A 22,961-nucleotide genomic window follows, 5' to 3' on the forward strand; every position below is an offset into this window, starting at 1 on the left:
CCACTGCTTCCTCGCGGGGCGCTGGAATGGTCGGTGTGCGCTGTTCATGTACATGAACTCAGCGAAGGGATCCGCCCATGTCCGGTCCGGTTCGATCTGAACGTCGAAGATTCGCCGCGGTGCTCGCCGTGCTGGTGGCGCTCGCCGCCGGCCAGCTACCGGCCATCGCCGGTCCCGCCGGCCCGGAGGCCGCGGTAGCGGCCGATCCAGGGATCGTCTTCAGCAATCCGGTCGCCGCGGACGGGATCGCGGCCTGGCCCGGCGATCCGGACAAGAACCCGGACCACGCGGCCTCCAGTCGGCTCGGCGTCCCGTGCTGGCAGACCAGCCCGGAGCTGAGGAACCAGTACATCTACCTGAACATCGACTCGGCCCGAATCCCGGCGGGTGCGACCGATGCCGTCCTCACGGTCAACTACTTCGACGCACCCGGTCAGCAGCTGACGGCGCAGTACGACAGCGTCAGCGCGGCCTTCACCCCGCTGCCGTGGTTCGTCTTCCCGGGCACCGGCAGCTGGGCGACCACGCAGCTCAGGATGTCGAACATCAACTTCCAGAACCGCGCGAACGGTGCCGACATCCGGCTGATGGCGAACGCACCTGGTGGTGTCATCAGCTCGATCTGCGTCTCGTCGGTCAGCGTCTCGTTCGCCGACACCACCGGCATCACGGTCACCAACCAGAGCCTGGTCTTCACCCAGGGCTCCGGCAGCGTCTCGCTCACCTCGACCGCGTCGTCGGTCGGCTGGAGCGTCACCGACGACCAGTACCTTCCAGTTGCCTCGGGCAACGCTCCGGTCTCGGGCGGAGCCGGCTCGATCAGCGTGTCCGGCCTCGGCCCCGGCTTCTACAACCTCCGTCTGACCGCGGGCGAGACCGTCGTCGGTACGACGTTCGCGGTCATCCCGCCGCTGCCACCGGGGATCCAGTCACCACAGGGCAAGTGGGGCGTGAACACCCACGGGAACCACTACTACCCACTGAGCGGCGCCCTGATCCGCACCCTTGCCCTGGCCGGCTTCTCGCACATCCGCGACAGCCTCGAGTGGGGACACCTGGAATCCGGCTCACCCGGCAACTACGCGGTCCCGCCGCAGTACGACGCCATGATCGCGGACGCGAAGGCGAACGGGATCATCCCGCTGCTGGTGACCGGCTACCGCAACTCGCTCTACGACGGCGGCAAGACGCCGAGTACGCCGGCCGGACTGGCCGCGTACGGCCGGTACCAGAGCTTCTGGCTGAAGCACTTCGCCGGCACCACCAACGACATCGAGACCTACAACGAGTACTACATGCCCGGCTTCAACGACAGCGCCTGTGGTGTCACCGGTGCGTGCTTCCTGCAGCTGATCAAGGCGGCGTACGAGCAGACCCACGCGGACAACCCGAACGCGAACGTGATCGTCGACGTCGGTCCGAACATGGGTGACACGTCGTTCCGGGACCAGCTGCTCTCACTCGGCGGGCTGGCCTACATGGACTCGATCAACGCGCACGTCTACACGTTCGCGGGGCCCGAGGGCGACCTGGACACCCAGATCCAGAACCTGCGCACCGCAGCCGACGCGAACGGCGGCGCCGGAAAACCGATCTGGATCAGCGAGCAGGGCTACCCGACCGCACCGAGCTTCGGTGGGTCGATGCTGGACCAGGCCCGCAAGTCGATCCGCAACGACGCGATCATGCTCGCCAGCGGCGTCAGCCAGTTCTACTGGTACGACGCGCTGAACGACGGCACCAACCTGGACGACAAGGAGAGCACGTTCGGCCTGCTCGCCGCACCCGCCGGGCCGATCGCCGGGATGGCGCCGAAGCCGGGGCTGGTGGCCAAGGCCACCACGATCCGCGCGCTGACCGGACTCGCGTATACCGGTCGGGACACCTTGGCTTCGCCGCTGTACTCGTACCGGTTCGGCTCGGGTACGTCGACCACCCGAGTGCTTTGGTCGACGGGCACGGGTACGTCGACCGTCCAGCTGACGACCAGCCAGCCGCTGCAGGTGACGGACCTGTATGGGCACAAGACGACGCTCACCCCGGCACAGGGAGTCGTCACTCTGACCGTGGACCAGGACCCGGTCTTCGTGAAGGGGAACGCCACCGCTGTAAGCGTGACCGCGGCGCCGCAGGTGAAGATCGCGGCCGCGAACCCGTCCAACCCGCAGGAACCCACCGCGGTCACCGTCACCATCAAGGGCACGGGCAAGCCCAGCCAGTTGTGCTGCCTCGGCCGGCTCACCGTCACGGTGGCGGGCCGGACGGTGCCGGTCACGGTCACCCCGGGCAAGGACTCCGCCGTCACCGTGCCGATTCCGCCGACCAGCACGCTCGGGCCGCGACACGTCGTGGCGACGGTCGCCCGAGATGATGCGCCGATCGCAAGGCTGGTGGCCTGGACCACGGTCGAGCCCGCGACCAAGATCCGGGTGCTGCCGCAGATCGCCCAGGCGTCGCCGTTGCAGGCCGGCCTCGGGATCGAGATCACCAACACCAAGGCCGGTTCTGCCGCATCGGTTCAGGAACTGACCTGGAGCCTGGGCGGTCAGAGCGGGACGGCCGGCACCGGCCAGTCGATCCCGCCGGGCGGCAAGGTCACGGTCAGCGTCCCGTTGACCGGCGTGGACAGCTGGAAACCGTACGCGTACTCGATCGAGGTGACCACCAGCGACGGGAACCAGGTCGCCGCGAAGGGAACCACCGCCTTCGATCCGATCGTGCCGTCGACCACTGTCCCGGCCAGCTCCATCGACCTGGCCACCGACGCCGGCTGGCTCGCGTTCACCCGGCCCTGGGGCGGGGCCGCCGACCTGTCGGGCACAGTCAACTACCAGTACAGCTCCAGCGGGCTGACCATCAACGCCGCCGTCACCGACGACGTCTTCTCGCAGACCGAGACGGCACCAACGCTCTGGCGAGGCGACAGCCTGCAGTTCGCGATCAGTGCCGGGCTGCCCGGCGAGACGGCTACATCCACCGAGATCGGCACGGCGCTGCTGCCGTCCGGTCCGGCCGTCTACTCGTTCGGCACCGCCGACGGGACCCCGGCCGGGCCGACGCCGGGCGCCACCGCTGAGATCACCCGGGACGCCGGGGTGACCAGATACTCGGTCACGCTGCCGTGGCCGGCACTCGGGTTCCAGGCCGTACCCACCGGCCCGGTATCGATGTCCCTTGCGTTGAACGAGAACGACGGCGCGGGCCGCGCCGGTGCCCTTCAGTGGGCCAGCGGGATCGTCACCGGCAAGACCACCACCTTGTACCTCCCCGCGACGTTCACCAGCTGAGCCGCTGGCCCGCATGCCTGACAAAGGAGTGACTGTGTTGAACAGACGACGGACGACGAGAGCCTTCGCAGCCCTGGCGATCACCACGTGCCTCACGGCCACCGCGTGCTCGTCCGGCAGCGGATCGCAGGCCGGCGGGGATAGCGCCGGTGGCGTGACCACGATCGTGGTCGGGCAGAAACCGACCCCGGACCAGGCCGCGGCCCTGAAGACCTGGACCGATCGGGTCGCCGAGTTCGAGAAGGCGAATCCGAAGATCAAGATCCAGGGATCGGAGTACGGCTACGACGTGCAGACGTTCCAGGCGGATCTCGCGGCCGGGACGCTGCCCACCGTCGTGGCGATTCCCTACACCGATGTCCAGGGCCTGATCGCCCGCGGCCAGCTGGCCGACATCACCGACGAGGTGAAGGGGTCACCGGTGGGCAGCAAGATCAACCCCGAGGTGCTCAAGATCGTCCAGGACCCGAGTGGGAAGGTCTTCGGGCTGCCGGTCCAGGCGTACACGATGAGCCTGGACTACAACCGGGCGCTGTTCAAACAGGCCGGCCTGGACCCCGACAAGCCGCCGACAACCTGGGCCGAGGTCCGGACGGCCGCCAAGGCCATCGCGGACAAGACCGGCAAAGCCGGCTACGCGATGATGACGACCAACAACACCGGCGGCTGGATCCTGACCGCGATGACCTACACGTACGGCGGCACCATCGAGAAGGTCGACGGATCCAAGACCGTTGCCTCGTTCAACGACGCACCGATGAAGAACGCGCTCACCCAGCTGCACCAGATGCGCTGGGAGGACAACTCGATGGGCAACAACTTCCTCTACAACCAGAAGCAGCTCCAGCAGGAGTTCGCCGCCGGCAACATCGGGATGTACATCGGCACCCCCGGCGACTACCGCGACGAGGTCACGACGATGGGGGCCAAAGGACAGGACATCGGGGTCGCGCCCCTGCCACTGGACTCGCCCGACGGCGGCACGCTGACCGGCGGCGCCGTCCAGATGTTCAACCCCAAGGCCAGTCCCGAGCAGATCGCCGCCGCGGTCAAGTGGGCCGAGTTCTTCTGGCTGAAGAAGTTCACCGACTCCGACCACGCCATCTCGGACGCGAAGACCGCGAACGCGGACAAGGTGTACTCGGTCGGACTGCCGACCCTGTGGCTGTTCGACGCCGCGTCGCAGGCGCAGTACAACGCATGGATCAAGCCGTACGTCAACACCCCGCAGGCGAACTTCGCGCCGTACACGAAGGCGGCGCCCAGCCTCAAGCTCACGGTCGAGCCACCAGTCGCCGCGCAGAAGGTCTACGCGAACCTCGACTCCGTGGTGCAGACCGTGTTGACGAAGAAGGACGCCGACCTCGACCAGTTGCTGTCCACCTCGTCCAAGACGGTCGACGGTCTGCTGGCGAACTGAGGTGACGACGAAAGTGCTGGCCGGCCGCACCGCCGCGCAGGCGGTGTCGCCGGAGAGCCGCCGGATCCGGCGCCTGCCCGGGCGGCTCGCGGCGCGCCTGGTCCGGTGGGTCCGGCGCGGCGGGCTGAGTGCGCTGATCTTCATGATCCCGCTCCTGGTGGTGTTCGGGGTCTTCTCCTGGTGGCCGATCGCGCGCGGTCTGGTGATGGCGTTCCAGCAGACGAATCTGGTCGAGCCCGCCCAGTGGGTCGGGCTCGACAACTTCCGGAAGGTGCTCGCCGACCCGCTGCTGATGGTTGCCGTCCGCAACACGGCGTGGTTCGCGTTGCTGGCGTTGATCTTCGGCTATCCGGCCCCGTTGGCGCTCGCGATCTTCGTCCGCGAGCTTCGGCGGGGTCGCGGCCTGTTCAGTGTGCTCGCGTACCTGCCGGTGGTGTTGCCGCCGGTGGTGGCGATCCTGCTCTGGCGGGTGTTCTACGACGCGAGTGAATCGGGATTGTTCAACACCCTCGCCCGTGCCGTCGGACTCGGGCCGTTCCAGTGGTTGCAGGATCCGCGCTCGGCCATGCCCAGCATCGTGCTGGAGGCCACCTGGGCCGGTGCGGGCGCGACGATGATCATCTACCTGGCCGCGCTGTCCGGGGTCCGCAGCGATCTGTACGAGGCGGCCGAGATCGACGGCGCGTCGATCTGGCAGCGGATCGTCCATGTGACGCTGCCCCAGCTGAGAACGATTCTGCTGATCACCTTGTTGCTGCAGATCATCGGGACCTTCCAGGTCTTCACCGAGCCGTTCCTGTTCACCGGTGGCGGCCCGGCCAACGCGACGACCACGATCCTGATGCTGCTGTACAACTACGCCTTCATCAACGGCGACTACGGCGGGGCGACGGCGCTGTCGGTGCTGCTGGCGATCTTCCTCGGCCTGCTGTCGCTGGCCTACTTCCGCCTGACTCGTGGCTGGAGCACGACATGACCGAGGAGCGCGGACTGATCTCGGCCGCCGACCGGCGACGGCCGCTGGTGCGCTGGACGATGGCAGGCGGTGCGGTCGCCGTACTCGCCCTGCTGGTGTTCGCCGGGCTCGGCCCTATCCTCTGGCTGGCCAAGGCGGCGATCTCGCAACCCAACGACATCGTCGCCCGGCCGCTGGAACTGTGGCCCGGCAGCCCGCAGTGGCACAACATCGCCGACGCCTGGTCGCGGCTTCGGGTCGGCTCGGCGCTGATCAACACGGTGTGGGTGGCACTCGGGAACTGGGCGGTGTCCGTCCTGGTGGCCACGACCGGGGGCTACGCATTGTCGATCTTGCGTCCCCGCTATGCCAAGGTGGTCAACGGAGCGCTGCTGGCCACGCTGTTCATCCCCGGAGTCATCTCGCTGGTGCCGCTGTACCTCACGATTCTGGACGTGCCGATCGTCGGTGGTTCGTTGATCAACACCTACTGGGCGATCTGGCTGCCGGCCGGTGCCAGCGCGTTCAACGTACTCATCACCGGCCGGTTCTTCGCGCAGCTTCCGGCCGAGCTTTTCGAGGCGGCCAAGATCGACGGCGTCGGCACTTTCCGGATGTTCACCAGACTCGTCCTGCCGTTGTCGGGGCCGATCATCGGCGTGGTCTCGCTGCTGTCGATCATCGCGGCCTGGCGGGAGTACCTGTGGCCGAAGCTGGTGCTCCCCGACCGGACCAAGCAGCCGCTGTCAGTGATGCTGCCGTCCATTCGCGACAACGTGCAGATCAACCTGTTCATGGCCGGACTGCTGATCTCGGTCGTGCTGCCGATCGTGATCTTCCTGCTGTTCCAGCGGTACTTCATCCGCGGCGCCGGTCTGACGGGCGGGATCAAGGGCTAGTACGACCGCTGGCACCTACTCGGGCGGCATCGAACCAAACCGCCGGAACGCGCGCGGTGACTGTCCGACCCGGGTGGTGAACAGCCTGCTGAAGTACGCCGGGTCGTCGTAGCCGACCTGCCGTGCGATCGCTGTCACCGGCAGGTCCTCCTCCGCGAGCAGTGCCTTGGCGGTGTTGAGCCTGGTGGTCAGGACCAGTTCCTGCGGGGTGGAGCCGGTTGTGTGCTTGATGGCGTCGCGCAACTCCCTGAGGGTCAGTCCGAGCTCTGTTGCGTAGTCCCGGATGGACAGCGGCTTGCAGGCGAGTCGGGCGAGCTGGGCCGCTATGCCGTCGTCTGGTGGCGCTGCTGCCTGCGCGATGACGTCGTACAGGGCTGCGATGGTCTGTACGCCGTTCCGTACGCCGTTCTGTGCGCGGGTGACGCGTAGGAGACGGGTAAAGGCTTTGTCGATGGGCCGGGGATCGGCGTACCGGCGTACTTGCTGGCTGGGGTCGAGGTGGCCCAGCGCGGTGAGTACATCCGTGGCAGGGCCGCTGAAGAGTGTCCACGCCTGTCGCCAGCGGGTGGTGGGGCGGTAGCCGTGCAGGACGCCGGGGTACAGCCACAGCATCGCTGGAGCTTCGACTTGGTGGAGCTCGCGGTCGGGGCCGTGCAGAAGGTGCCCGCGGCCTTCCTTGATCCAGACCAGGGCGTGACAGCCGAGGGCGCGTTCCGGGCCTGGTCCCTTGGGGTTGTCCTGCTCGCCGGCACCGAGGCAGAAGAGTCCAAGTTGGCGTTCACTCTGGCTTGGAGTGAAGTACGTCGACCAGGTAGGCATGTTGACAAGAGTCCAAGAAGTGGTCGTCTTTGTCCATTCCAAGACTTCCTCCCGGGCGGCTGGAATGGTTGGTGTGCTGACCTCCAACGGGTATGTCCTGGACGAATCCGCTCACCGGCTCGGGTCGTTGAGCGCCGTACCGGATCGTGAGCGTGGTGATCGGGTGCTGTTGCGGGAGCGGCTGCGGCAGGATGGGTATCTCTTCCTGCGTGGGTTGCTCGATCCGGAGGTGGTGCTGGGGTTCCGGCGGTACTACTTCTCGCTGACCGAGGCTGCCACCGACCGGGCGTCGTACCGGCAGGCGCTGTTCGGGGAGATCGTGCCGGGAGCGGAGTACGCCGCCTTCTGCGCGCAGCCGGCGTTGCGGGGGTGGTTCGAGTGGTTCCTGGGTGGGAAGCCGTTCCTGCACAAGCGGAAGATCATCCGGCAGACCGCGCCTGGTGAAGGCGGGATCGGTACGGCGACGCAGGCGCACTACGACCTCCTCTACCTGCGGGAGGGGACCGACCAGGTGCTGTCCGCGTGGATCCCGATCGGCGACTGCCCGGTCGCCCGCGGCGGACTCACCTACCTGGAGGGCAGCCACCACCGCGTACTCGAGGACGAAGCCCGAGGCCTCCTGAAACGTCCCGCAGCCTCCATCACTGCCGACCTCCCTGCTTTGGCCGACCAGTACGACGCCCGCTGGCTGGTCACCGACTACGCCGCCGGGGACGTGGTGATCCACACCGCCCACACCGTCCACGCCGCCCTGGACAACGTCTCCCGAAGCATCCGCCTCTCCACCGACATCCGCTACCAACTCTCCACCACTCCCACCGACCCCCGCTGGCAATCCCACTGGCACGACCACGACGGCCTCTGACCACCACGTGGTGGGCGCTGACCTGGCTGCCCGGCTGCCTCGGACGGGCCTTCCGCGACGCGATGGAGATCGATCAGGACACCTGGATCCTCGCCGACTTCGCCGCGGAGCAGTGACCAGAGCCTCAGAAGTCGATCTCGATGCGGGTCCCGGTGGGAACGCCGGGATGCCGCAGCCACAGCACACGGACCTCGGCGTCGTACCGCAGGTCGGTGACGTGGGCGCCGTCGGCCCGAACGGCCGCCGGCTCGGCCGGAACGCGCAGCGCGGTCATGACCTGCACCCCGCGCGGCGCCTCGCAGCCGAAGCGGATCCCGGCCTGGTCGCGTTCCCAGTCCACGACCCGGCCGGCGGAGGCCAGCAGCGATTCCTCGTCGTAGGTCAGGTCGCGGAGCCAGGTCAGCTGGCCCGGCCCCAGCTCCTGTTGCCGGACGATGCCCAGCTGCGGGTCGAGCAGATCGAGGTACCTGCCCTCGACGACGTGCGAGCCGCCGGCCTCCTCCAGCACGGCTCCGACGAGGTACGGACCGCGCTGAACCGACAGCCAGTTGGTGGACTCCCAGGTATGGCCGCCCACCTCGGCCAGTTCGCGGATCGCCGCGACCAGGTCGGCGGCGCGTTCCGGTGATTCGGTGAAGCCGGCCGGCCGGGACGGAAGGAACCGGACCCGGCCCTGACCGATCGGCTGGACGCCGGCGTGGTTGCGGTCCGCGCCGAGCGCCTCGGCCAGGTGGTCGGCGCAGGTGCCGTAGCGGCCCGTCCACCAGGAGCGGATCTCGTGGTACGGATCGGCGCCGTCGCCGACGTACAGCAGGCTGCCGCCGCGGCTGACCCACCCGGCCAGCGCGTAGTGGATGCCGGGCGCCAGCGGCTTCTGGAATTCGTAGCTCAGGACGAGTACGTCGACATCGTCCAGTGCATCAGGAGTGTCGATCACGTTCTCCAGCTGGACCGGACAAACCCGCTGCCCGTTGCACAACGGTGGCAGCGCCAGACCGTAGAAGTCGGAGAAGTGCAACTGATCGCGGCCATCCAGTGCCAGGGCGTCCTGCAGGCCGTCGTAGTGAGCCCCCTCATAGTGTGCACGGTCACCACCGGGGGACCAACGCTGGAACATGGCGGTGTCCGAGAGCGCGATCCCGATCCGCGGTCCTGGGTTGGCCCAGCGCACCTCAGGCTGGTCCAGGTGGCGCAGGCTGTTCATGGCGATCAGGTAGCTGGTGGCGGTGTCCGGCGGAATGGGCTGTCGCTCGGTGGATCCCTCGCGCAGGTAGGGGCGGTTGAAGATCCGGTTGGGCCACGGCGCCACCTCGTACCGCGAGACGCCCGGGTGCAACAGCGAGGCGACGAGGGTGCGCTGGTAGTTGGCCAGGTAGTCCTCCCAGGTGCGGTCCGGGTGGTCCTCGATCGGATCGTGCAGGAACCACATATGGCGGTCGGTGCCGCGGGTTAGGTCCTGGGCGATGCCATATTCCAGGTAGGCCGTCTCGAAGGTGCGCTCGGCGACTTTTCCGGCGTAAACATTGGGCGTGCGTGAGGTTCCGGTCCACACCTGCGCGATGGCGCCGTCGATCGAGGGCAGCGTCCGCAGGCGTGATTCGGGGCTGATGATCTGCCACTGGGTGTAGTTCAGGAGGCTGTGCGTCGGGACGTAGAAACGCACCTGGCGGCCCTGCTGGAGGGCAACGTCCCGCAGTACGGAGGTGACCCGGTCGAGGCTGCGGGAGAGCAGGTGCTGCTTGAGCTGCCCGGAGCGGAAATGCGCTTCGGCGGTACTGTGCGGGGGCTGCCACGGCTCACCGAAGAAGGCCTGCCATTCCCGCTTGAACGATTCCGAATAGCCGGCGCGGGCCCAGAATTCCGGCTCTTCGAGGTGGATGCCTTCGACACCGAGTTCGATGATCGGGCGGAGTTTCTGCACCAGGTACTCGGTGAAGCCGAACGTCGGGACCATGTACGGGATGTCGGTGCTGTGACCGTGCAGGATCGGCGATCCGTCGCTCGCGGTCTGCGCGTCGGCCCAGTGGTCGGAACCATCCCACCGTCCATCCAGATAGTCCTGATAGGTGCCCCAGGAGATGCCGGTCATCAGGTGGACGCGATAGCCGGCCTCCCGCCACCGGGCGATGCGCTGCGGCGTCGTGTCGTTCAGGCCGTAGACCATGACGAAATCGGTGCGCAGGTCGATCGATTCGTCGTACGGGGCCTGCTCCTGGAAGCCGGTCGCCTCGCCGTGCTTGCCGGCGTTGCTGTTCGTCATACGCCCTTCCCACTTCCCTCGACTGCCAACAACCCTGGACGGTCCGATACCCGGGCGCCAGGGTGACGTCAGGAACTGGACACGGGGACCGCTGACTGCGGTGTTCGTGGTCACCGGACTGGTTCGGCGATGACGACGGCGTTGCTGAGGTAGACCTTGCCGTTCCAGTTCTCGCAGGTGACGAGTACGAGCCGGCCTGGGGTGGTCTGGTCGAAGACCTTCGCGGCGTGCTTCGCGAGTGATCGTTTGGGGTGGTTCGTCACCGAGGTCGTGACGTAGGTGATCGGGCCGGTGGTGGTCATGACGGTCACGATGGCGCCCACTCGAAGTTTGTCGAGATCGTCGAAGGCGCCACCGCCGGTGTGCACGGTGCGATCGGCCTGGTCGTCGGTGACGTCTGGGGGATTGTCGGCGGGTGTTCGGCCGGCTGGCCGGACACGACCCACCCGCCCAGCAACGCGAGCAGGACGCCGGCCACCACGACCGGCGGGCCTCGAAGTGATGAGGTCGGCCGGTCGCGGCGGGTAGGCCGGTTTCTGCCCATGCGGGGCGTTTGCTGTCAGAGCTGGTGCAGTCCGCGGCGTCGCCGAATCAGGAGCGAGGCTAGGCCGATCATGATGGCGACGGCCGCCAGCAGGCCGGCGGCGACGATCGTCCGGCGGTGGTTGGAGTCATCCTGCGCGGCAGGGCCAGGAAGACCAGCCTCCACCGCGGTTGGTACGCCCACCGGGGTCGACGGCACGGCGGTCGTCGCGGACGACGTGCCGGTCGTCGGCGACGTGGTCGGCGTCTCCGATGGCGATGCGGTTGGCGTACTCGTAGGCGTGCCGGTCGGCGTGCCGGTTGGCGTTGCGGTTGGTGTGCCGGTCGGCGTGCCCGTTGGCGTTGCGGTTGGTGTGCCGGTCGGCGGCGTGGCATCGCACTGCACACGCACGCGGGTCTGGGCGACGAAGTCCCCGTCGGCGTTCTGGACCCGGAGCATGTACGTGCCGTTGGGGAGACAGCCGAACTCGACGAGTTCGGTCCCGTGGGCGGCCACCGTCACAACGTAGTTGTCATCGCCCGCTCCGACCATGTAGTGCTGGACCGTCGTGTTGGGGTTGCGCAGCTTGGCCACGACGCCGGCGCCTACGTCGCCGCAGGTGACCCGTGCCTTGCTGAGCACCGGCGGCCGGACCGTGGTGGCGTGGCGCTTGAGGTCTGTGCTGCCGGTGCTCAGCTGGGCCGGGGCGGGCCCGGTGTTCTGGGCTGACGCAGATGTGCTCCCCACGAGGAGCAGACCTGTCGCCAGCGTTGCGGTCAACAGACCGCCAACGAACGAATCACGTTTCATTGCCAGACCTGAATTCGCGTGCCGAGGTTTCGGACACAACAGGAACAAGCCAGTGGGCGCAGAGCCGGCGCCGACGATCGCCGGGACAGCGACCGCTCCCACCGGTACGGCGGCGAGTTCGAGCACGTGGCGGGGATAGGTAGACGGATTCTGACAGAACGGATGATGTGAAAAGACTTCACGGTGCCCCCTTAGGACACCTACTTGATGCGCCGAGCGGGATCAAAGTTATCGATTCGGCTGAGTGATTCCAGGCGTACTTCCGGCCGGATCAAAGGCGTTTACTGCGACTCCGAGCACGAGGCCAGATGCGGCCCGCGTCGGTTGGGTCACGACCCTGAAAGATCGAGGTGCGACTACCAATGGATGACCAAGCAGCCGTCGGACCCGGTGGTGCCGAGTCGGCGCCGGAACCAGCTCGTGCTGATCGGATAGCGGGAGAGCTCGTCACCGAGACGTTCGAGTACGACGGCGGCCGGCAAGTCACGGTGTACGTGCCGCCGGATCCGCCGGAGGCAGTCGTGTTCGCCGGTGACGGTCAGTTGATCTCGCAGTGGGGCGGGTACCTCGAGGCGGCCGACGTACCGCCCACCATGATCGTTGGTGCCTATCGCACGGACGATGAGGACGAGATGGCGCGCATCCGTGAGTACTCACCGTCGTTCGACGAGGAACGGTTCGCGGCCCACGAGAGCTTCTTCGCCGACGACATCCGCAGCTGGGTCCGGTCGCGCTTCAGCGTCGCGTTGCCGGCCGAACGCACCGCGGTGTGCGGCGTGTCGGCGAGTGCAGAGCTCGCGCTCGCCATGGGGCTTCGGCATCCGGACCTCTACGGTGCGGTCTTCTCTGCCTCGCCCGGCGGCGGCTATCGCCCGCCTGCCGTGATGCCGCGCCCGCTTCCGCGCGCGTACCTCGTCGCCGGAACGCTGGAGCCGTGGTTCCTCGAGAACGCGACCCGGTGGGCGGACGCGCTGCGCGATGCCGATGCGGACGTCGTGATGAACGAGCGGGTCGGAAATCACGGCGACCCGTTCTGGCAAGCCGAGTTCCCGCTGATGGTGGCCTGGGCGTTCGGACACTGAAGCAATCGTGCTCGGAAGGCGCGGGACGCGTTGACACCAACACCGAGGTCTACGGCCGACTCCCAGACGGTGAAGGGTGCCGACACTGTCGGGCGCGAGTCCCGCGGTCAGAATGTGGCGATCGGGTTGACCGGGCTGCCGGACGTACCGGCGAAGCGGACCGGCGCGACCGCGAGGTGGAAGTCCCACTGGCCGAGCTCGGCAGCCGTCGTCGCGCACACCTCCAGGTCGCAGTTGTCGAGCATCCACAGACCCATCGCGACGAGGCTCACGGCGTGAACCGGCATCAACACGTCTTCGTACCCCGACGGCTGAACGTCCTGGGGGGTGTCAGCGCCGATCAGCGCGACCTCCCGTTCATGCAGCCACGGCAGGCAGGACGCGTGCCAGCCGGCCTGCGTGAAACCGCTGGCGTCACCGGCCTCGTGCCGGACGCGGCCATAGCCGGTCCGCAGGAGTACCGCATCGCCGGATCGCACCCGCACACCCTGGCGACGCTCGGCCTCCTCGAGATCGTCGGGAAACACACCCTGCCCCGGTTCCAACCACGGCACATCGCGGACCCTGGCAATGTCCAGCAGGACACCACGCGTGATGATCCCGTTCGCCGCCGCCGTGACGGCTGCCCACGCCGATCCCGTTGCGGCGTCGACCAACGAGTGCGACCGCCCGTTGTACATCGTGCCGTCCCAGTAGATGTGGCACGGCGAGTCGACGTGGGTGATCGTGTTGCCGTGGAACATGATGCCGAGCCGCTCGTTCGAAAAGCCCCAGCGCCGGTCAGCGCGGAATCCGGGCACCGGCATGTCCTCGGCCCCCGGCATGTCGGCGGCGCACGGGCACGTCGTCGTCGACCGCTCCATGTCTTCCGGTACGGCAACCTCCCATCCGCACGACACGCTCCTGCCGTGGCGCACGGCCCGCGCCGCCGCCAGCCGGACGTCGTCGGTGATGTGGTTCAGAGTGCCGAGCTCGTCGTCGTCGCCCCACCGTCCCCAATTCGACAGCGTGTCGAAGTACCCGAGCACGTCGTCCTGTGTGGGCATCGGTCGCCCTGCCGTCATCCCAGCATCAACTCCTCCGGTCACGCGGTTCGAGGCACCAAGGCCCGCTGACGTGGCATGACAGCAGATCAGCGGGCCAGCAGTCGGCCGGTCAGGAGGCACGGTACGGCACACCTGTGGTGCTGTGGCACCGGTAGCCGTTGACATTGCGTGCGAGGTACCGCTGGTGCAGTTACAGAGTGACAAAGCTCTGTAAGTGCGCGTTTGAGGAGATCAATGTGCCCTGGGTGGACTGGTGGGCTCAGTGGCTGAGTAGGTCGGCGGCTTGGAGTTGGTGCCAGATCTCGGATTGGTCGATGACGGTGACGCCGAGCTTTTCGGCCTTGGTCAGTTTGGCGGCGCCGACGTCGGCGCCGGTGATGAGTAGGTCGGTGCTGGCCGAGACCGAGGACGCGATGGTTGCGCCTGCCTTCTCGCAGAGTCGCTGGAAGGCTGGGCGTGCGACTTTCTCGCCGGTGCGTGGGTCGCTGATCGAGCCGGTCACCACCACTGTCTTGCCGGCCAGTGGCGCGCCGGCGGCGACGACCGGTGGGAGGTCTTCTTCGCGTACGTCCAGCGATACGCCGGCCGCACGGAGCCGTTCGAGTTCGGGCCGTAGCCGGGTGAGATGCTCGATCAGCGAGGCGGCGACCTTCGGCCCGATGTCCTCGACGGCGACGAGCCCGTCGACGCCTGCATCGGCGACCTCTTCCAATGAGCGGAATCCTGCTCGGCACACTCTGGTCGCGGTGCCTTCGGAGGCCATGGGGATCGCGAGGCCGATCAGTGCTCTGCGGAGGCCGACCTGACGGCTCGTGTCGATCGAGTCGATCATGCGGGCGGCCGAGATCTCGCCGATGCGGTCGAACTCCAGCAGTCCGTCCTTGGTCAGCCGGTAGAAGTCCGACGGGTGCTCGAGGATCCCCGCCTCGGCCAGCCGTTCGATCCAGACTCCGCCGATAGCGTCGATGTCGGCTGCGGCTCGGGATGCCCAGTGGATCAGTCGCCGTACGGTCTGGGCGGGGCAGGCGACGTTGGTGCAGAACAGTTCGCGGCTGTTGCCCTGCTCGGTCAGTGGCTGTTCGCACGACGGGCACACGGTCGGCGGCACGATGTCTCGCTCCGCCCCCGTGCGCTTGGAGGCGTCGAGTACGCCGGCGACGAACGGGATCACGTCGCCGGCGCGGCGTACCAGGACCGTGTCGCCGATCTTGATGTCGCGGGCGCGGATCACTTCCTGGTTGGCCAGCGTCGCGCGGGTGACCGTCGTACCGCCGACGAAGACGGGTTCCAGCCAGGCGACCGGCGCGATCTTGCCGGTTTTGCCGACGTCCCAGACCACGTCGGCCAGCACGGTGGTCTTCTCCTCGGCGGCGAACTTGAACGCCAGTGCGCCGCGGGGCGAGCTGGAACGGGTGCCGGCGGCGGCGAAGGCGTCGCGATCGGCCAGACGCAGTACGGCGCCGTCCAGGTCGTAGTCCAGGTCGTTGCGCTGTTGCTCGATCGTGGTGATGACCTGCTGCGCCGCGGGCGCGTCGTCGCAGTGCCGCATGCCGGCGACGGTGAACCCCATCGTCCGCAGCGCGCGCTCGAGATCGGCGTCGGTGTTGCCGGGGTCGCTGAGCAGGTCGAAGGCGAGGAACTGCAGACGTCGTTCGGCGACGGTGGCCGGGTCCTTGGCGCGGAGGGTGCCGGCGGCGGCGTTCCTCGGGTTGATCAGGGGCTTGTCCGGGTGGGCGGCGTTGTAGGCGGCGAAGGTGGAGCGCAACATGACCGCCTCACCGCGGACCTCGATGCGGCCCGGTACGTCGAGCCGGTCCGGGACGCCGTCGGCGAGTGCTCGCACGAGCGGGGTCACGTCGTCGCCGGTCGTCCCGTCGCCGCGGGTGATCGCTCGTGCCAACTTCCCGTTCTCGTAGACGAGGGCCAGCGACAGGCCGTCCAGCTTCGGCATGACCACCACCGACTGGCCGGGAAAACGGGCGAAGAAGGCCACCACCTGTTCGGGACGGGTCGCCTTCTCCAGCGACAGCATCGGCCGCGAGTGCCGGACCGGCGCGTGCAGCACCGCGGGTGCACCCACCTGCTCCAGCGGATTCGGATTGGGCGCCAGCTCCGGGTTGGCGTCGATCAGCGTCCGCAGTTCGTCCTCGATCGCGTCGTACTCCGCGTCCGCCACCACCGGCGAACCCCGGTAGTAGGCATCGCGCATTACCACGATCTGATCAGCAAGTTCCTGAATGCGCTCCCCAACGTCCACAGCCCAAGACACTACCCGCGTGCCCCGACAAACAGCCGAACCCCCAGCTCGCCAGGTAAGATCAGCAGCTCCCCGCAGCTGTTGCCGTCAGCAACATGCTGGCCGCGCCGCACCAGTAGGCGACACCTGGCCAGGACATGAACACAGACATCTCGCTATTCGCGCCAGCCGGTGAGTTCGACGGACCTGCCGGCGTCGACCCGGAAGCCGAGCCTGATCCCGATCTCGGCGCCGGCGGCCAGGTCGAGCTTCCAGGTGACGACGCCGAGGTCGGTGGTTTCGGCCGGCTCCGGTTCGGCGGTGATCGGCTTGACGGCGATCTCGTGGTCGCGTGGTACCGGCAACTGATCGAGTACCGTGACCCGGGCCGTGCGTGGGGTGTGGTTCTCGATCCGGGTTTCGTACTCGACCTCACGCCGGCGAGTCGAGCCGAGCGTCGCCTTGCTCGCGGTCCGGCGTACCAACTTCCGCTCGACGCGGATCCGGTCGTCCAGGCCGAGAGCGAGCTCAACGTCTTCGCCGGGAGCCCACATCGGCAGCGCAGTCGAGCCGACGAAGTCCGCCTCGTGGAAGACAGCGGCCCTTCCGGCGGGCAACGTGTGCGCTGAAGAGTTCACGACCGTGGCCCGCAGGTGGACGTCGGCTGACTGGACCGGCGCAGTGACGTAGTCCAGCACCGTGTCGAGGTCGACGGACGCGATCGTCGCACGGTGTGAGGCGCCGTCCGCGGGCACGGCAACCGGTCTCGGTGGGGTGTAGGTCGCTGCTGTGACACCTTGTTCGACGGTCGCGGCGAGGTCGGCGAAGGCGGGCGCCGCTGCTGCCTGAAGGCTCTCGGCGCCGTACGCCGCCCGCCGGCCAACGTCAGCACTCACTGGGACGGCGGCCGGAGCAACCGGTACCGGCGGGTGGTGGCGGTCGAGGTACCAGGGGTCGAGCTCGGGTATCTTCGCGGCCAGCATGGGGCGGGCTGTCGACAGGGTGAGGTCGCACTCGGGCCAGTCCTCGCCGGTGTGCTGGGTGATCAGGCCGTACCAGCTCAGTGTCAACTGGTCTCCGGTGAGGCGGATGTCGTACGAGCTGGTCCAGCCGGCGCCGGGCACGACGTACGAAAGCTCGACCTCCACCTCCGCCTCGGAGACGACCGGGGTGGTGGGGTGGGGAAGGTCTTCAACTACAGCCAAGCCAATGGCGGCGGAGCGGCGGTCGGGAGTGCGTTGCTCCGCGACCGCGGCAAGCCGACGGTCGGCGGCCGCGAGGCGTTCCTCGGCCTCGTGCCGCTGCTTGGCGAGCTGCCGTCGCTCCGACCGTACGGCGGACAGCCGGCCGGCCAGCGACTCGGTGAACTCTCCCAACTCGACGCTCGCCTCGCCGGCGGCAAGGGCGCGGGCGAAGGTGCCCCCGGCTCGCCGGCCCAACTGGGCGAGGAACATCTGGAGCTGGTCCTGGACCTCGTCGGCGTCGGTCAGCTCCTCGACAACAGCCTGGGCCTCGCGGCGCTGGCGCTCGAGCTCGGCCACGGTTTCGTCCGGCGCCTGCGGATGATGCCGCATCGCCACGTCCACACCGAGCACGGTGGCCGGTCCGCGGCCGGAGACCCGGACAGAGTCTTCCTGCAAGGCAAGCGGGAGCGACTCGACGTACACCGTCTGGTCACCGGCCGGCGTCTTGATCCTGCCCCGTCGGGTGATCCGGGCCCGGTCGGGATAAACGACCACGGCCACGATCGGGGCGTCTATCACGAGTTCGGTCATCTCCCGACACTAGCCGCACACCTCTGTGTCCACCGACGAAAACCGCGAGCCAGGCGTAGCCGGGGCAACTAAGCTCGAAGCTGGTCCACGACGAGGAGGTCCCGTGTTCCAGCCACAACTGGCGTCCGCGACTAGAGCCGTTGAAAAACTCCGTGACATCGGTGAACCCCTACCCGACGACCTGACCAGCCAGCTGGCAAAGCTGGCGGACGATGCCCAGACCGACGCCGTCAGGTCCGCCAAAGTCGAAGAACTCCTGCGCCCCTACGTCCTCGCCGACGTCCAGATCGACGCGCAGGGCCTGACTGCGACTACGCCGGGTGCTGCGCCACCACGACTTGTTCAGCACGGGTGGCGAAGCTTCCTGGTCCGTGTCGCGAACCCGCATCGGCTGCTGGGTGATCTGTCCGCGCCGTCGAATCATGTGCTCGGGCTGGTCGACCACCACAGCCACGCAGCGCGGATCACGCTGCACGACACGTTGACCGTCGTACCGCGGATCGAGGGCAGCTGGCTGCAGGTGAAGCTCGCCGGTCCGACCGACGTGTCCGGCCTGGACGTCGAGTACAAGGTCATCAGCCTGTACAGCCGCGATGGCGGCGGCCGCAGCGGTGAGTTGACGTTCGTCCTGGCGGTGGAGGAGACGACGGAGAGCCTGACCCGGCCGCCGGTCGCGAAGGCCGGCCAGCGGATGGGATTCGAGAGCCGTCAGTACGCCGCGATGTTCGATTTCGACTGCCTGCCCGCCCGCGACATCCGGTTCGACGTCCGGGAGCCTGACGGGAACAGTACCGTGGCGGCGCTGACCGTCCGGGATTCCCAGCGGCGGGCGTACCCGTCGAAGGCGATGCGGCTGGCGCCGGACATGTTCTTCCACGAACACGTCTACCGGGCGACCGGCGAGGTGATCACGCTGCCGGCCGGTCAGTACGAGATCTCCGCCCGCCGCGGACCGGAGTATCGCGAGGTCCGCGTCGAGGTCGACCTGTCGGCCGACATCGAGGCGGTCACGATCGAGCTCGATCGCTGGGCCGATCCGGCCGCACGTGGCTACTACTCGGGTGACCCGCACATCCACGCCGGCGGCTGCTCGCACTACAGCGTGCCTTCGGAGGGCGTCACTCCGGAGACGATGATCCGGCACGTTCGCGGCGAAGGGCTCTGGATGGGCAGCGTGCTCACCTGGGGACCGTGCTATTACCACCAGAAGCAGTTCTTCAGCGGCTTGTCCATCAGTCCGCGCGCCGAGCTGGAGTACCCCGCCATGCAGCAAGCCCAAGGCATGACATGGGATCCACAGGACACCGACCGCGACAGCCAGAGCCTGCTCCGGTACGACCTCGAGGTGTCGGGTTTCCCGTCCAGCCATTCCGGTCACGTCATCCTGCTGGGGCTCACCGATCAGGACTACCCCGGCACCCAGCTGATCGAGGACTGGCCGTCGTGGAACTTGCCGGTCATGCGCTGGGGCCACGCGCAGAGCGCGCTGGTCGGGTATGCGCACTGCGGTCTCGGCCTCTCGGTCGGAACCGACGAGTTGCCGAACTACGTCATCCCGGGGTTCCAGTCGATCGGTTCCAACGAGATCATCGTCGATGTGCCGCTCGGCGCCGCCGACTTCCAGTGCGGTGCCGAGTTCGCTCCCGCCGCCGAACTCAACATCTGGTACCACCTGCTGAACGTCGGCTACCGCACTCTGATGCTCGGCGAGACCGACTATCCCTGCATCTACGACGACGGCCCGGGAGTCGGGCGCACCTATGTCCGGCTGCCTGAGGCGCCGCAAGGTGAGCAGGCCTTGGAGGCGTGGCTCGATGGGCTGAAGGAGGGCCCGTCGTACTTCGGCGACGGCCGCAGCCACGTATATGACTTCGCTGTCGACGGCGACACCGGCCGGGAGCACGCAGGCGACGCTCCGGGACCGGTCCGGGTCACCGCGACGGTCGCGGCCTGGTTACCCGAAGAACCACCCGCGCCACCAGCGGCGGGCCGGCCGGTGTACTCCGCACCTGTCGGCTGGCATCTCGAGCGGTCGCGGATCGGCCGATCCCGCAATGTGCTCGTCGAGGTCCTGGTGAACGGCGTGCCGGCCGGGGCGCAGGAATTACTTGCGGACGGCAACGAGCAGGCAATCGAGTTCGACGTGGACCTGAAGCGTTCGTCCTGGATCGCGCTGCGGATCCTGCGCAGTGTCCACACCCAGCCGATCTTCGTCGAGATCGCTGGGCTCCCGATCCGGGCGTCGCGTGGCAGCGCGCAATGGTTGCACGACTCGGTTGACGCACTGTGGAAGGCGAAGTCCGGGTTCATTCGCGAGACCGAACGATCGGCGGCGCGGGAAGCGTACGACGCCGCGCAAGCCACCTATCTGGTCCGGCGCGACGAATGTGAGGTGGACTGATGGTTCACGGCGAACCGGCGGGCTGTTGCGGGCCGGTCGACACCACGGCACCGATCTCGGTCACGATCAATCCGGAGGCGCGGGTGAATGTCGCCCGGACCGAGAGCCGGGTGGAGAGCTTGACCATCGGTGACTGGCACACGATCGAGTTCCCGATCGTCAACACCGGTTATGTGACAGGTCTGCTGGTGATCGAGGGCGACCCGGTGCCGGACGTCGAGCTGGACCTTCCGGTGCACGAGTTGACCGGCGAACCGCGCCAGGAGGGTGGCTTCCGGGTCCGCTTCGACGTACCGACGATCGTGGACGTCACACTGACGTTCCGTGCCTTAGGAGCACTCGGAGGGCTGGCCATCCACAGCTCCCTGCACCTGATCCTCCGGTCGCACGTCGCTCCCCTCCCGATTGCGTGAGGCGGGTTGCCGGGTGCGTAGGCTCGCTAGGCTGCCGGTTGTGACCGGTGATTTCGAGGGGTGGCCGAGGGCAGCCTTCGATGTGCTGCTCCAGCTTGACGGTGATCCTCCCGCCGAGGTCAGGCGGCGATGCAGGCGAGACCGGGAGGAGCTGGTTCGCCGTCCGATGATCGAGCTGCTCAACACACTGGCTGACGCGGATTCCGCGTACGAGGACTTCTCCGTCTGGGGCTACGGCGACGTTCTGCTGGAGGCATGGCAGCGGCAGCACGCGATCGTTCGGCTGGCCCGGAACGTCGAACTGGGCGTCCGGTTCGATCTCGACGGCCTGGAGGTTGGCGTGGCGTGGTGGTACGCGCCGGCGGTGCAGATCGGGCGGTACCGGGCCGCGGTGGCCGAGTCCGGTTCCGGGCGGCGGCTGACCGGCATCGTCCGGAAGCTCGAGCGCGAGGGATTCGTGATCTCGGGCGACTTGCTGAAGCGTCCGCTCCGAGGGTATCCGGCCGACCACCCGCGGGCGCGGCTGCTGAGGCACCGATCGGTCATCGCGACCCGGCCGCTCGGCTGTGACGACTGGATTCACACACCCGCCGCGGCCGACCGAGTGGTCTCCGCCTTCTCCCAGTTGCGCCCGCTGGCACGGTGGCTGGTTGAGAACGTGTCACGGCCCCGACCCTGACGCCGCTCGGGTGGGCGAAGCGCGATCAGGTCGCTGGACGACTGCCTGCGGGAGGTCAGTACTGGCGGGGGAGTAGCTGTGCCTTGAGCGAGACGCGGCCGGTTCGTCCGTCAGGCCGGGAGGTCTGTCAGACGAGGCTTGGTGGGCCTTGTTCGATGCGGTGGAGGATCGGGTCGAGGCGGTAGAACTCCGTACCGCCGAGGAGTTGGCGTTCGTCCCACCAGGTGGCGCCCGCTTCGGCCAGCGGCTCGATCAGTGCGCGCGAGTTCGCGGGGTCGGCCGGGCTGATGCCGCCGACGATGACGTCGTACGGCGTCGTCCGGTCATCGCGCTGGTCGTTGAGATACGTCATGAGCTCCCGCACGTCCTCGGCGCCTGGAGCCTCGCCGTGGTTGGCGTTCAGGAACAGCGGCACGGCGCCGTCCCAGCGGGCGGCGCGGCGCATCGGAGCCCGACGAGGCCAGTAGCCGGCGATCCAGACGGGCGGCCGTGGGCGCTGAACGGTTGCCGGGAGCAACGTCACGTCGTCGACCCGGTAGTGCTCACCCTGGTGGTTCACGGTCTCGCCGGACCAGTAGCGGGCGAGCAGGTCGAGTCCTTCGTCGAGCCGCCCGGCCAGCACCAACGGATCGGTCGTGTCGCCGAAGCTGCCGAACTCGTCGTCGATCCAGATCGGCGGTGCCCTCAGCACGGGCCGGGCCACCAGTCGGGCAGGTCGGCGATGCTTTCCAGCGTGGCGTGCGGGACCACCCCGCTTTGGAGATCGGCGTCGGTGTATTTGCCGGTCCGAACCAGCACGCCGGCGAGCCCGGCTTGCTGTGCGCCGTCGACATCGGCGCGGATATCGTCGCCCAGCATCACGACCTCGGACTTCGGTACGCCGACCCGCCGTACGGCGAGATCGTAGAACCCCGGGTCCGGCTTGCCCATCACCACCGCGGTTGCGCCGGACGCGTATTCCAATGCGTGTACGAAAGCGCCGGCGTCGAGGCGCAGACCATCCGCTGCCCGCCAGTAGCGGGTCATCCCCAGCGCGACGAGGGCCGGCCGAGGCTCGGTCATGAGCAGCCGGAAGGCCCGGTTGAGGGTCTCGAAGTCCCATCCGCGGCCTAGGTCACCGACCACGACACAGCCCGCGCCGTCCTCGGCATCGGCCGGCATCGGGTCCAGGTCGGCGAACTCGGCCGCGGTTTCCTCCGGGACGAAGAGGGCCGGCCGGCCGGTGGGTGAGTCCCGCAACCAGGCTGCGGCCGCCGTCGCGGGAGTCAGGATCTGGTCTACCGTCGCCTCGATGCCGAATCCGGCGAGCTTGGCTGCGATGGCGGCACGCGGACGCGAAGACGTGTTGGTCACGAACACGTGCGGGACCTCGTGCCGCCGCAACCACGCGATCGCATCCGCCGCTCCGGGCACCGCCTCGTCACCGACGTACAAGACGCCGTCGAGGTCCAGCAGGATCGCGCGCATGTGCAAGCCTGCCTTCCTTGCGCA

18 protein-coding genes are annotated in these 22,961 nt (G+C 68.0%); 9 read left to right on the plus strand and 9 right to left on the minus strand.

All coding sequences use genetic code 11. The features are described from left to right. Positions 1–77 precede the first annotated feature (77 nt). Genes EV643_RS21530 through EV643_RS21545 form a run of 4 tightly spaced genes read left to right on the plus strand, consistent with a single transcriptional unit; the run spans position 78 to position 6,561 of the window. Positions 78–3,287, plus strand: a complete 3,210-nt coding sequence (locus EV643_RS21530; RefSeq protein ID WP_133801907.1) for a DOMON domain-containing protein — start codon at positions 78–80, stop codon at positions 3,285–3,287. Positions 3,288–3,321: 34 nt separating this feature from the next. Next, complete coding sequence (locus EV643_RS21535) at positions 3,322–4,707, plus strand: extracellular solute-binding protein (protein WP_166665526.1); 1,386 nt, start codon at positions 3,322–3,324, stop codon at positions 4,705–4,707. 1 nt (position 4,708) lies between these two features. After that, complete coding sequence (locus EV643_RS21540; RefSeq protein WP_238165705.1) at positions 4,709–5,683, plus strand: carbohydrate ABC transporter permease; 975 nt, start codon at positions 4,709–4,711, stop codon at positions 5,681–5,683. Beyond that, complete coding sequence (locus tag EV643_RS21545; RefSeq protein WP_133801909.1) at positions 5,680–6,561, plus strand: carbohydrate ABC transporter permease; 882 nt, start codon at positions 5,680–5,682, stop codon at positions 6,559–6,561. Before EV643_RS21540 ends, EV643_RS21545 begins: the two co-directional genes overlap by 4 nt. A 15-nt stretch (positions 6,562–6,576) precedes the next feature. On the opposite strand, the gene EV643_RS21550 is transcribed toward EV643_RS21545, so the two are convergent. Continuing rightward, a complete protein-coding gene (locus EV643_RS21550) occupies positions 6,577–7,380 on the minus strand; it encodes a helix-turn-helix domain-containing protein (RefSeq protein ID WP_133801910.1) in 804 nt (267 codons plus the stop codon). Between the two features lie 73 nt (positions 7,381–7,453). Here EV643_RS21550 and EV643_RS21555 point away from each other — a divergent pair, with 73 nt between their 5' ends. Next, complete coding sequence (locus EV643_RS21555; protein WP_238165706.1) at positions 7,454–8,245, plus strand: phytanoyl-CoA dioxygenase family protein; 792 nt, start codon at positions 7,454–7,456, stop codon at positions 8,243–8,245. A gap of 124 nt (positions 8,246–8,369) precedes the next feature. Here EV643_RS21555 and EV643_RS21560 read toward each other — a convergent pair whose 3' ends face one another. From EV643_RS21560 to EV643_RS21570, 3 genes are all read right to left on the minus strand, one after another. After that, the gene (locus EV643_RS21560) at positions 8,370–10,505 is read right to left on the minus strand and encodes a hypothetical protein (RefSeq protein WP_133801912.1); all 2,136 of its coding nucleotides are present in this window, start codon (positions 10,503–10,505) and stop codon (positions 8,370–8,372) included. 110 nt (positions 10,506–10,615) lie between these two features. After that, positions 10,616–10,951, minus strand: coding sequence for a class F sortase (locus EV643_RS21565; protein WP_133801913.1), 336 nt, complete (start codon positions 10,949–10,951; stop codon positions 10,616–10,618). A 113-nt stretch (positions 10,952–11,064) separates the two neighbouring features. Further along, the gene (locus EV643_RS21570; RefSeq protein ID WP_133801914.1) at positions 11,065–11,838 is read right to left on the minus strand and encodes a hypothetical protein; all 774 of its coding nucleotides are present in this window, start codon (positions 11,836–11,838) and stop codon (positions 11,065–11,067) included. A 362-nt stretch (positions 11,839–12,200) separates the two neighbouring features. On the opposite strand from EV643_RS21570, the gene EV643_RS21575 reads away from it, so the two are divergent. After that, the gene (locus EV643_RS21575) at positions 12,201–12,920 is read left to right on the plus strand and encodes an alpha/beta hydrolase (protein ID WP_133801915.1); all 720 of its coding nucleotides are present in this window, start codon (positions 12,201–12,203) and stop codon (positions 12,918–12,920) included. Between the two features lie 107 nt (positions 12,921–13,027). On the opposite strand, the gene EV643_RS21580 is transcribed toward EV643_RS21575, so the two are convergent. The 3 genes from EV643_RS21580 to EV643_RS21595 form a co-directional block, all read right to left on the minus strand. Continuing rightward, positions 13,028–13,984, minus strand: a complete 957-nt coding sequence (locus EV643_RS21580) for a cyclase family protein (RefSeq protein ID WP_202869676.1) — start codon at positions 13,982–13,984, stop codon at positions 13,028–13,030. A 241-nt stretch (positions 13,985–14,225) separates the two neighbouring features. Then, positions 14,226–16,235, minus strand: coding sequence for an NAD-dependent DNA ligase LigA (ligA, locus tag EV643_RS21590; RefSeq protein ID WP_370452332.1), 2,010 nt, complete (start codon positions 16,233–16,235; stop codon positions 14,226–14,228). Between the two features lie 143 nt (positions 16,236–16,378). Then, complete coding sequence (locus tag EV643_RS21595) at positions 16,379–17,977, minus strand: DUF4139 domain-containing protein (RefSeq protein WP_133801917.1); 1,599 nt, start codon at positions 17,975–17,977, stop codon at positions 16,379–16,381. 103 nt (positions 17,978–18,080) lie between these two features. Here EV643_RS21595 and EV643_RS44220 point away from each other — a divergent pair, with 103 nt between their 5' ends. From EV643_RS44220 to EV643_RS21610, 3 genes are all read left to right on the plus strand, one after another. Next, positions 18,081–20,378 (plus strand): CehA/McbA family metallohydrolase, encoded by a 2,298-nt coding sequence (locus tag EV643_RS44220; RefSeq protein ID WP_166665527.1) that lies wholly within the window; start codon positions 18,081–18,083, stop codon positions 20,376–20,378. Continuing rightward, positions 20,378–20,791 carry a hypothetical protein gene (locus tag EV643_RS21605; protein ID WP_133801918.1) on the plus strand — a complete coding sequence of 138 codons (414 nt, stop codon included), beginning with the start codon at positions 20,378–20,380 and terminating at the stop codon, positions 20,789–20,791. Before EV643_RS44220 ends, EV643_RS21605 begins: the two co-directional genes overlap by 1 nt. A 166-nt stretch (positions 20,792–20,957) precedes the next feature. Beyond that, entirely contained in the window at positions 20,958–21,470 is a 513-nt protein-coding gene (locus EV643_RS21610) for a DUF2461 family protein (protein WP_202869677.1), read from the plus strand. Between the two features lie 127 nt (positions 21,471–21,597). Here EV643_RS21610 and EV643_RS21615 read toward each other — a convergent pair whose 3' ends face one another. Together EV643_RS21615 and EV643_RS21620 are read right to left on the minus strand one after the other, a co-directional pair. Beyond that, on the minus strand, positions 21,598–22,161 hold the full coding sequence (locus EV643_RS21615) for an LLM class flavin-dependent oxidoreductase (RefSeq protein WP_202869678.1): 564 nt from the start codon (positions 22,159–22,161) through the stop codon (positions 21,598–21,600). Then, positions 22,155–22,937, minus strand: coding sequence for a TIGR01458 family HAD-type hydrolase (locus EV643_RS21620; protein ID WP_133801920.1), 783 nt, complete (start codon positions 22,935–22,937; stop codon positions 22,155–22,157). The genes EV643_RS21615 and EV643_RS21620 overlap by 7 nt, the downstream gene beginning before the upstream one ends. Between the last annotated feature and the right edge of the window lie 24 nt (positions 22,938–22,961).

This window comes from Kribbella caucasensis (genome assembly GCF_004361855.1).
GTDB classification, from domain to species: Bacteria; Actinomycetota; Actinomycetes; order Propionibacteriales; family Kribbellaceae; genus Kribbella; species Kribbella caucasensis.

Bases quoted from the DNA above. Each gene is read 5' to 3' on its own strand.
- EV643_RS21560 (WP_133801912.1), bottom strand. From the start codon at position 10,505: ATGACGAACAGCAACGCCGGCAAGCACGGCGAGGCGACCGGCTTCCAG.
- EV643_RS21610 (WP_202869677.1), top strand. From the start codon at position 20,958: ATGATCGAGCTGCTCAACACACTGGCTGACGCGGATTCCGCGTACGAG.
- EV643_RS21570 (WP_133801914.1), bottom strand. From the start codon at position 11,838: ATGAAACGTGATTCGTTCGTTGGCGGTCTGTTGACCGCAACGCTGGCG.
- EV643_RS21575 (WP_133801915.1), top strand. From the start codon at position 12,201: ATGGATGACCAAGCAGCCGTCGGACCCGGTGGTGCCGAGTCGGCGCCG.
- EV643_RS21550 (WP_133801910.1), bottom strand. From the start codon at position 7,380: ATGCCTACCTGGTCGACGTACTTCACTCCAAGCCAGAGTGAACGCCAA.
- EV643_RS21605 (WP_133801918.1), top strand. From the start codon at position 20,378: ATGGTTCACGGCGAACCGGCGGGCTGTTGCGGGCCGGTCGACACCACG.
- EV643_RS21545 (WP_133801909.1), top strand. From the start codon at position 5,680: ATGACCGAGGAGCGCGGACTGATCTCGGCCGCCGACCGGCGACGGCCG.
- EV643_RS21620 (WP_133801920.1), bottom strand. From the start codon at position 22,937: ATGCGCGCGATCCTGCTGGACCTCGACGGCGTCTTGTACGTCGGTGAC.
- EV643_RS21595 (WP_133801917.1), bottom strand. From the start codon at position 17,977: ATGACCGAACTCGTGATAGACGCCCCGATCGTGGCCGTGGTCGTTTAT.
- EV643_RS21530 (WP_133801907.1), top strand. From the start codon at position 78: ATGTCCGGTCCGGTTCGATCTGAACGTCGAAGATTCGCCGCGGTGCTC.
- EV643_RS21580 (WP_202869676.1), bottom strand. From the start codon at position 13,984: ATGACGGCAGGGCGACCGATGCCCACACAGGACGACGTGCTCGGGTAC.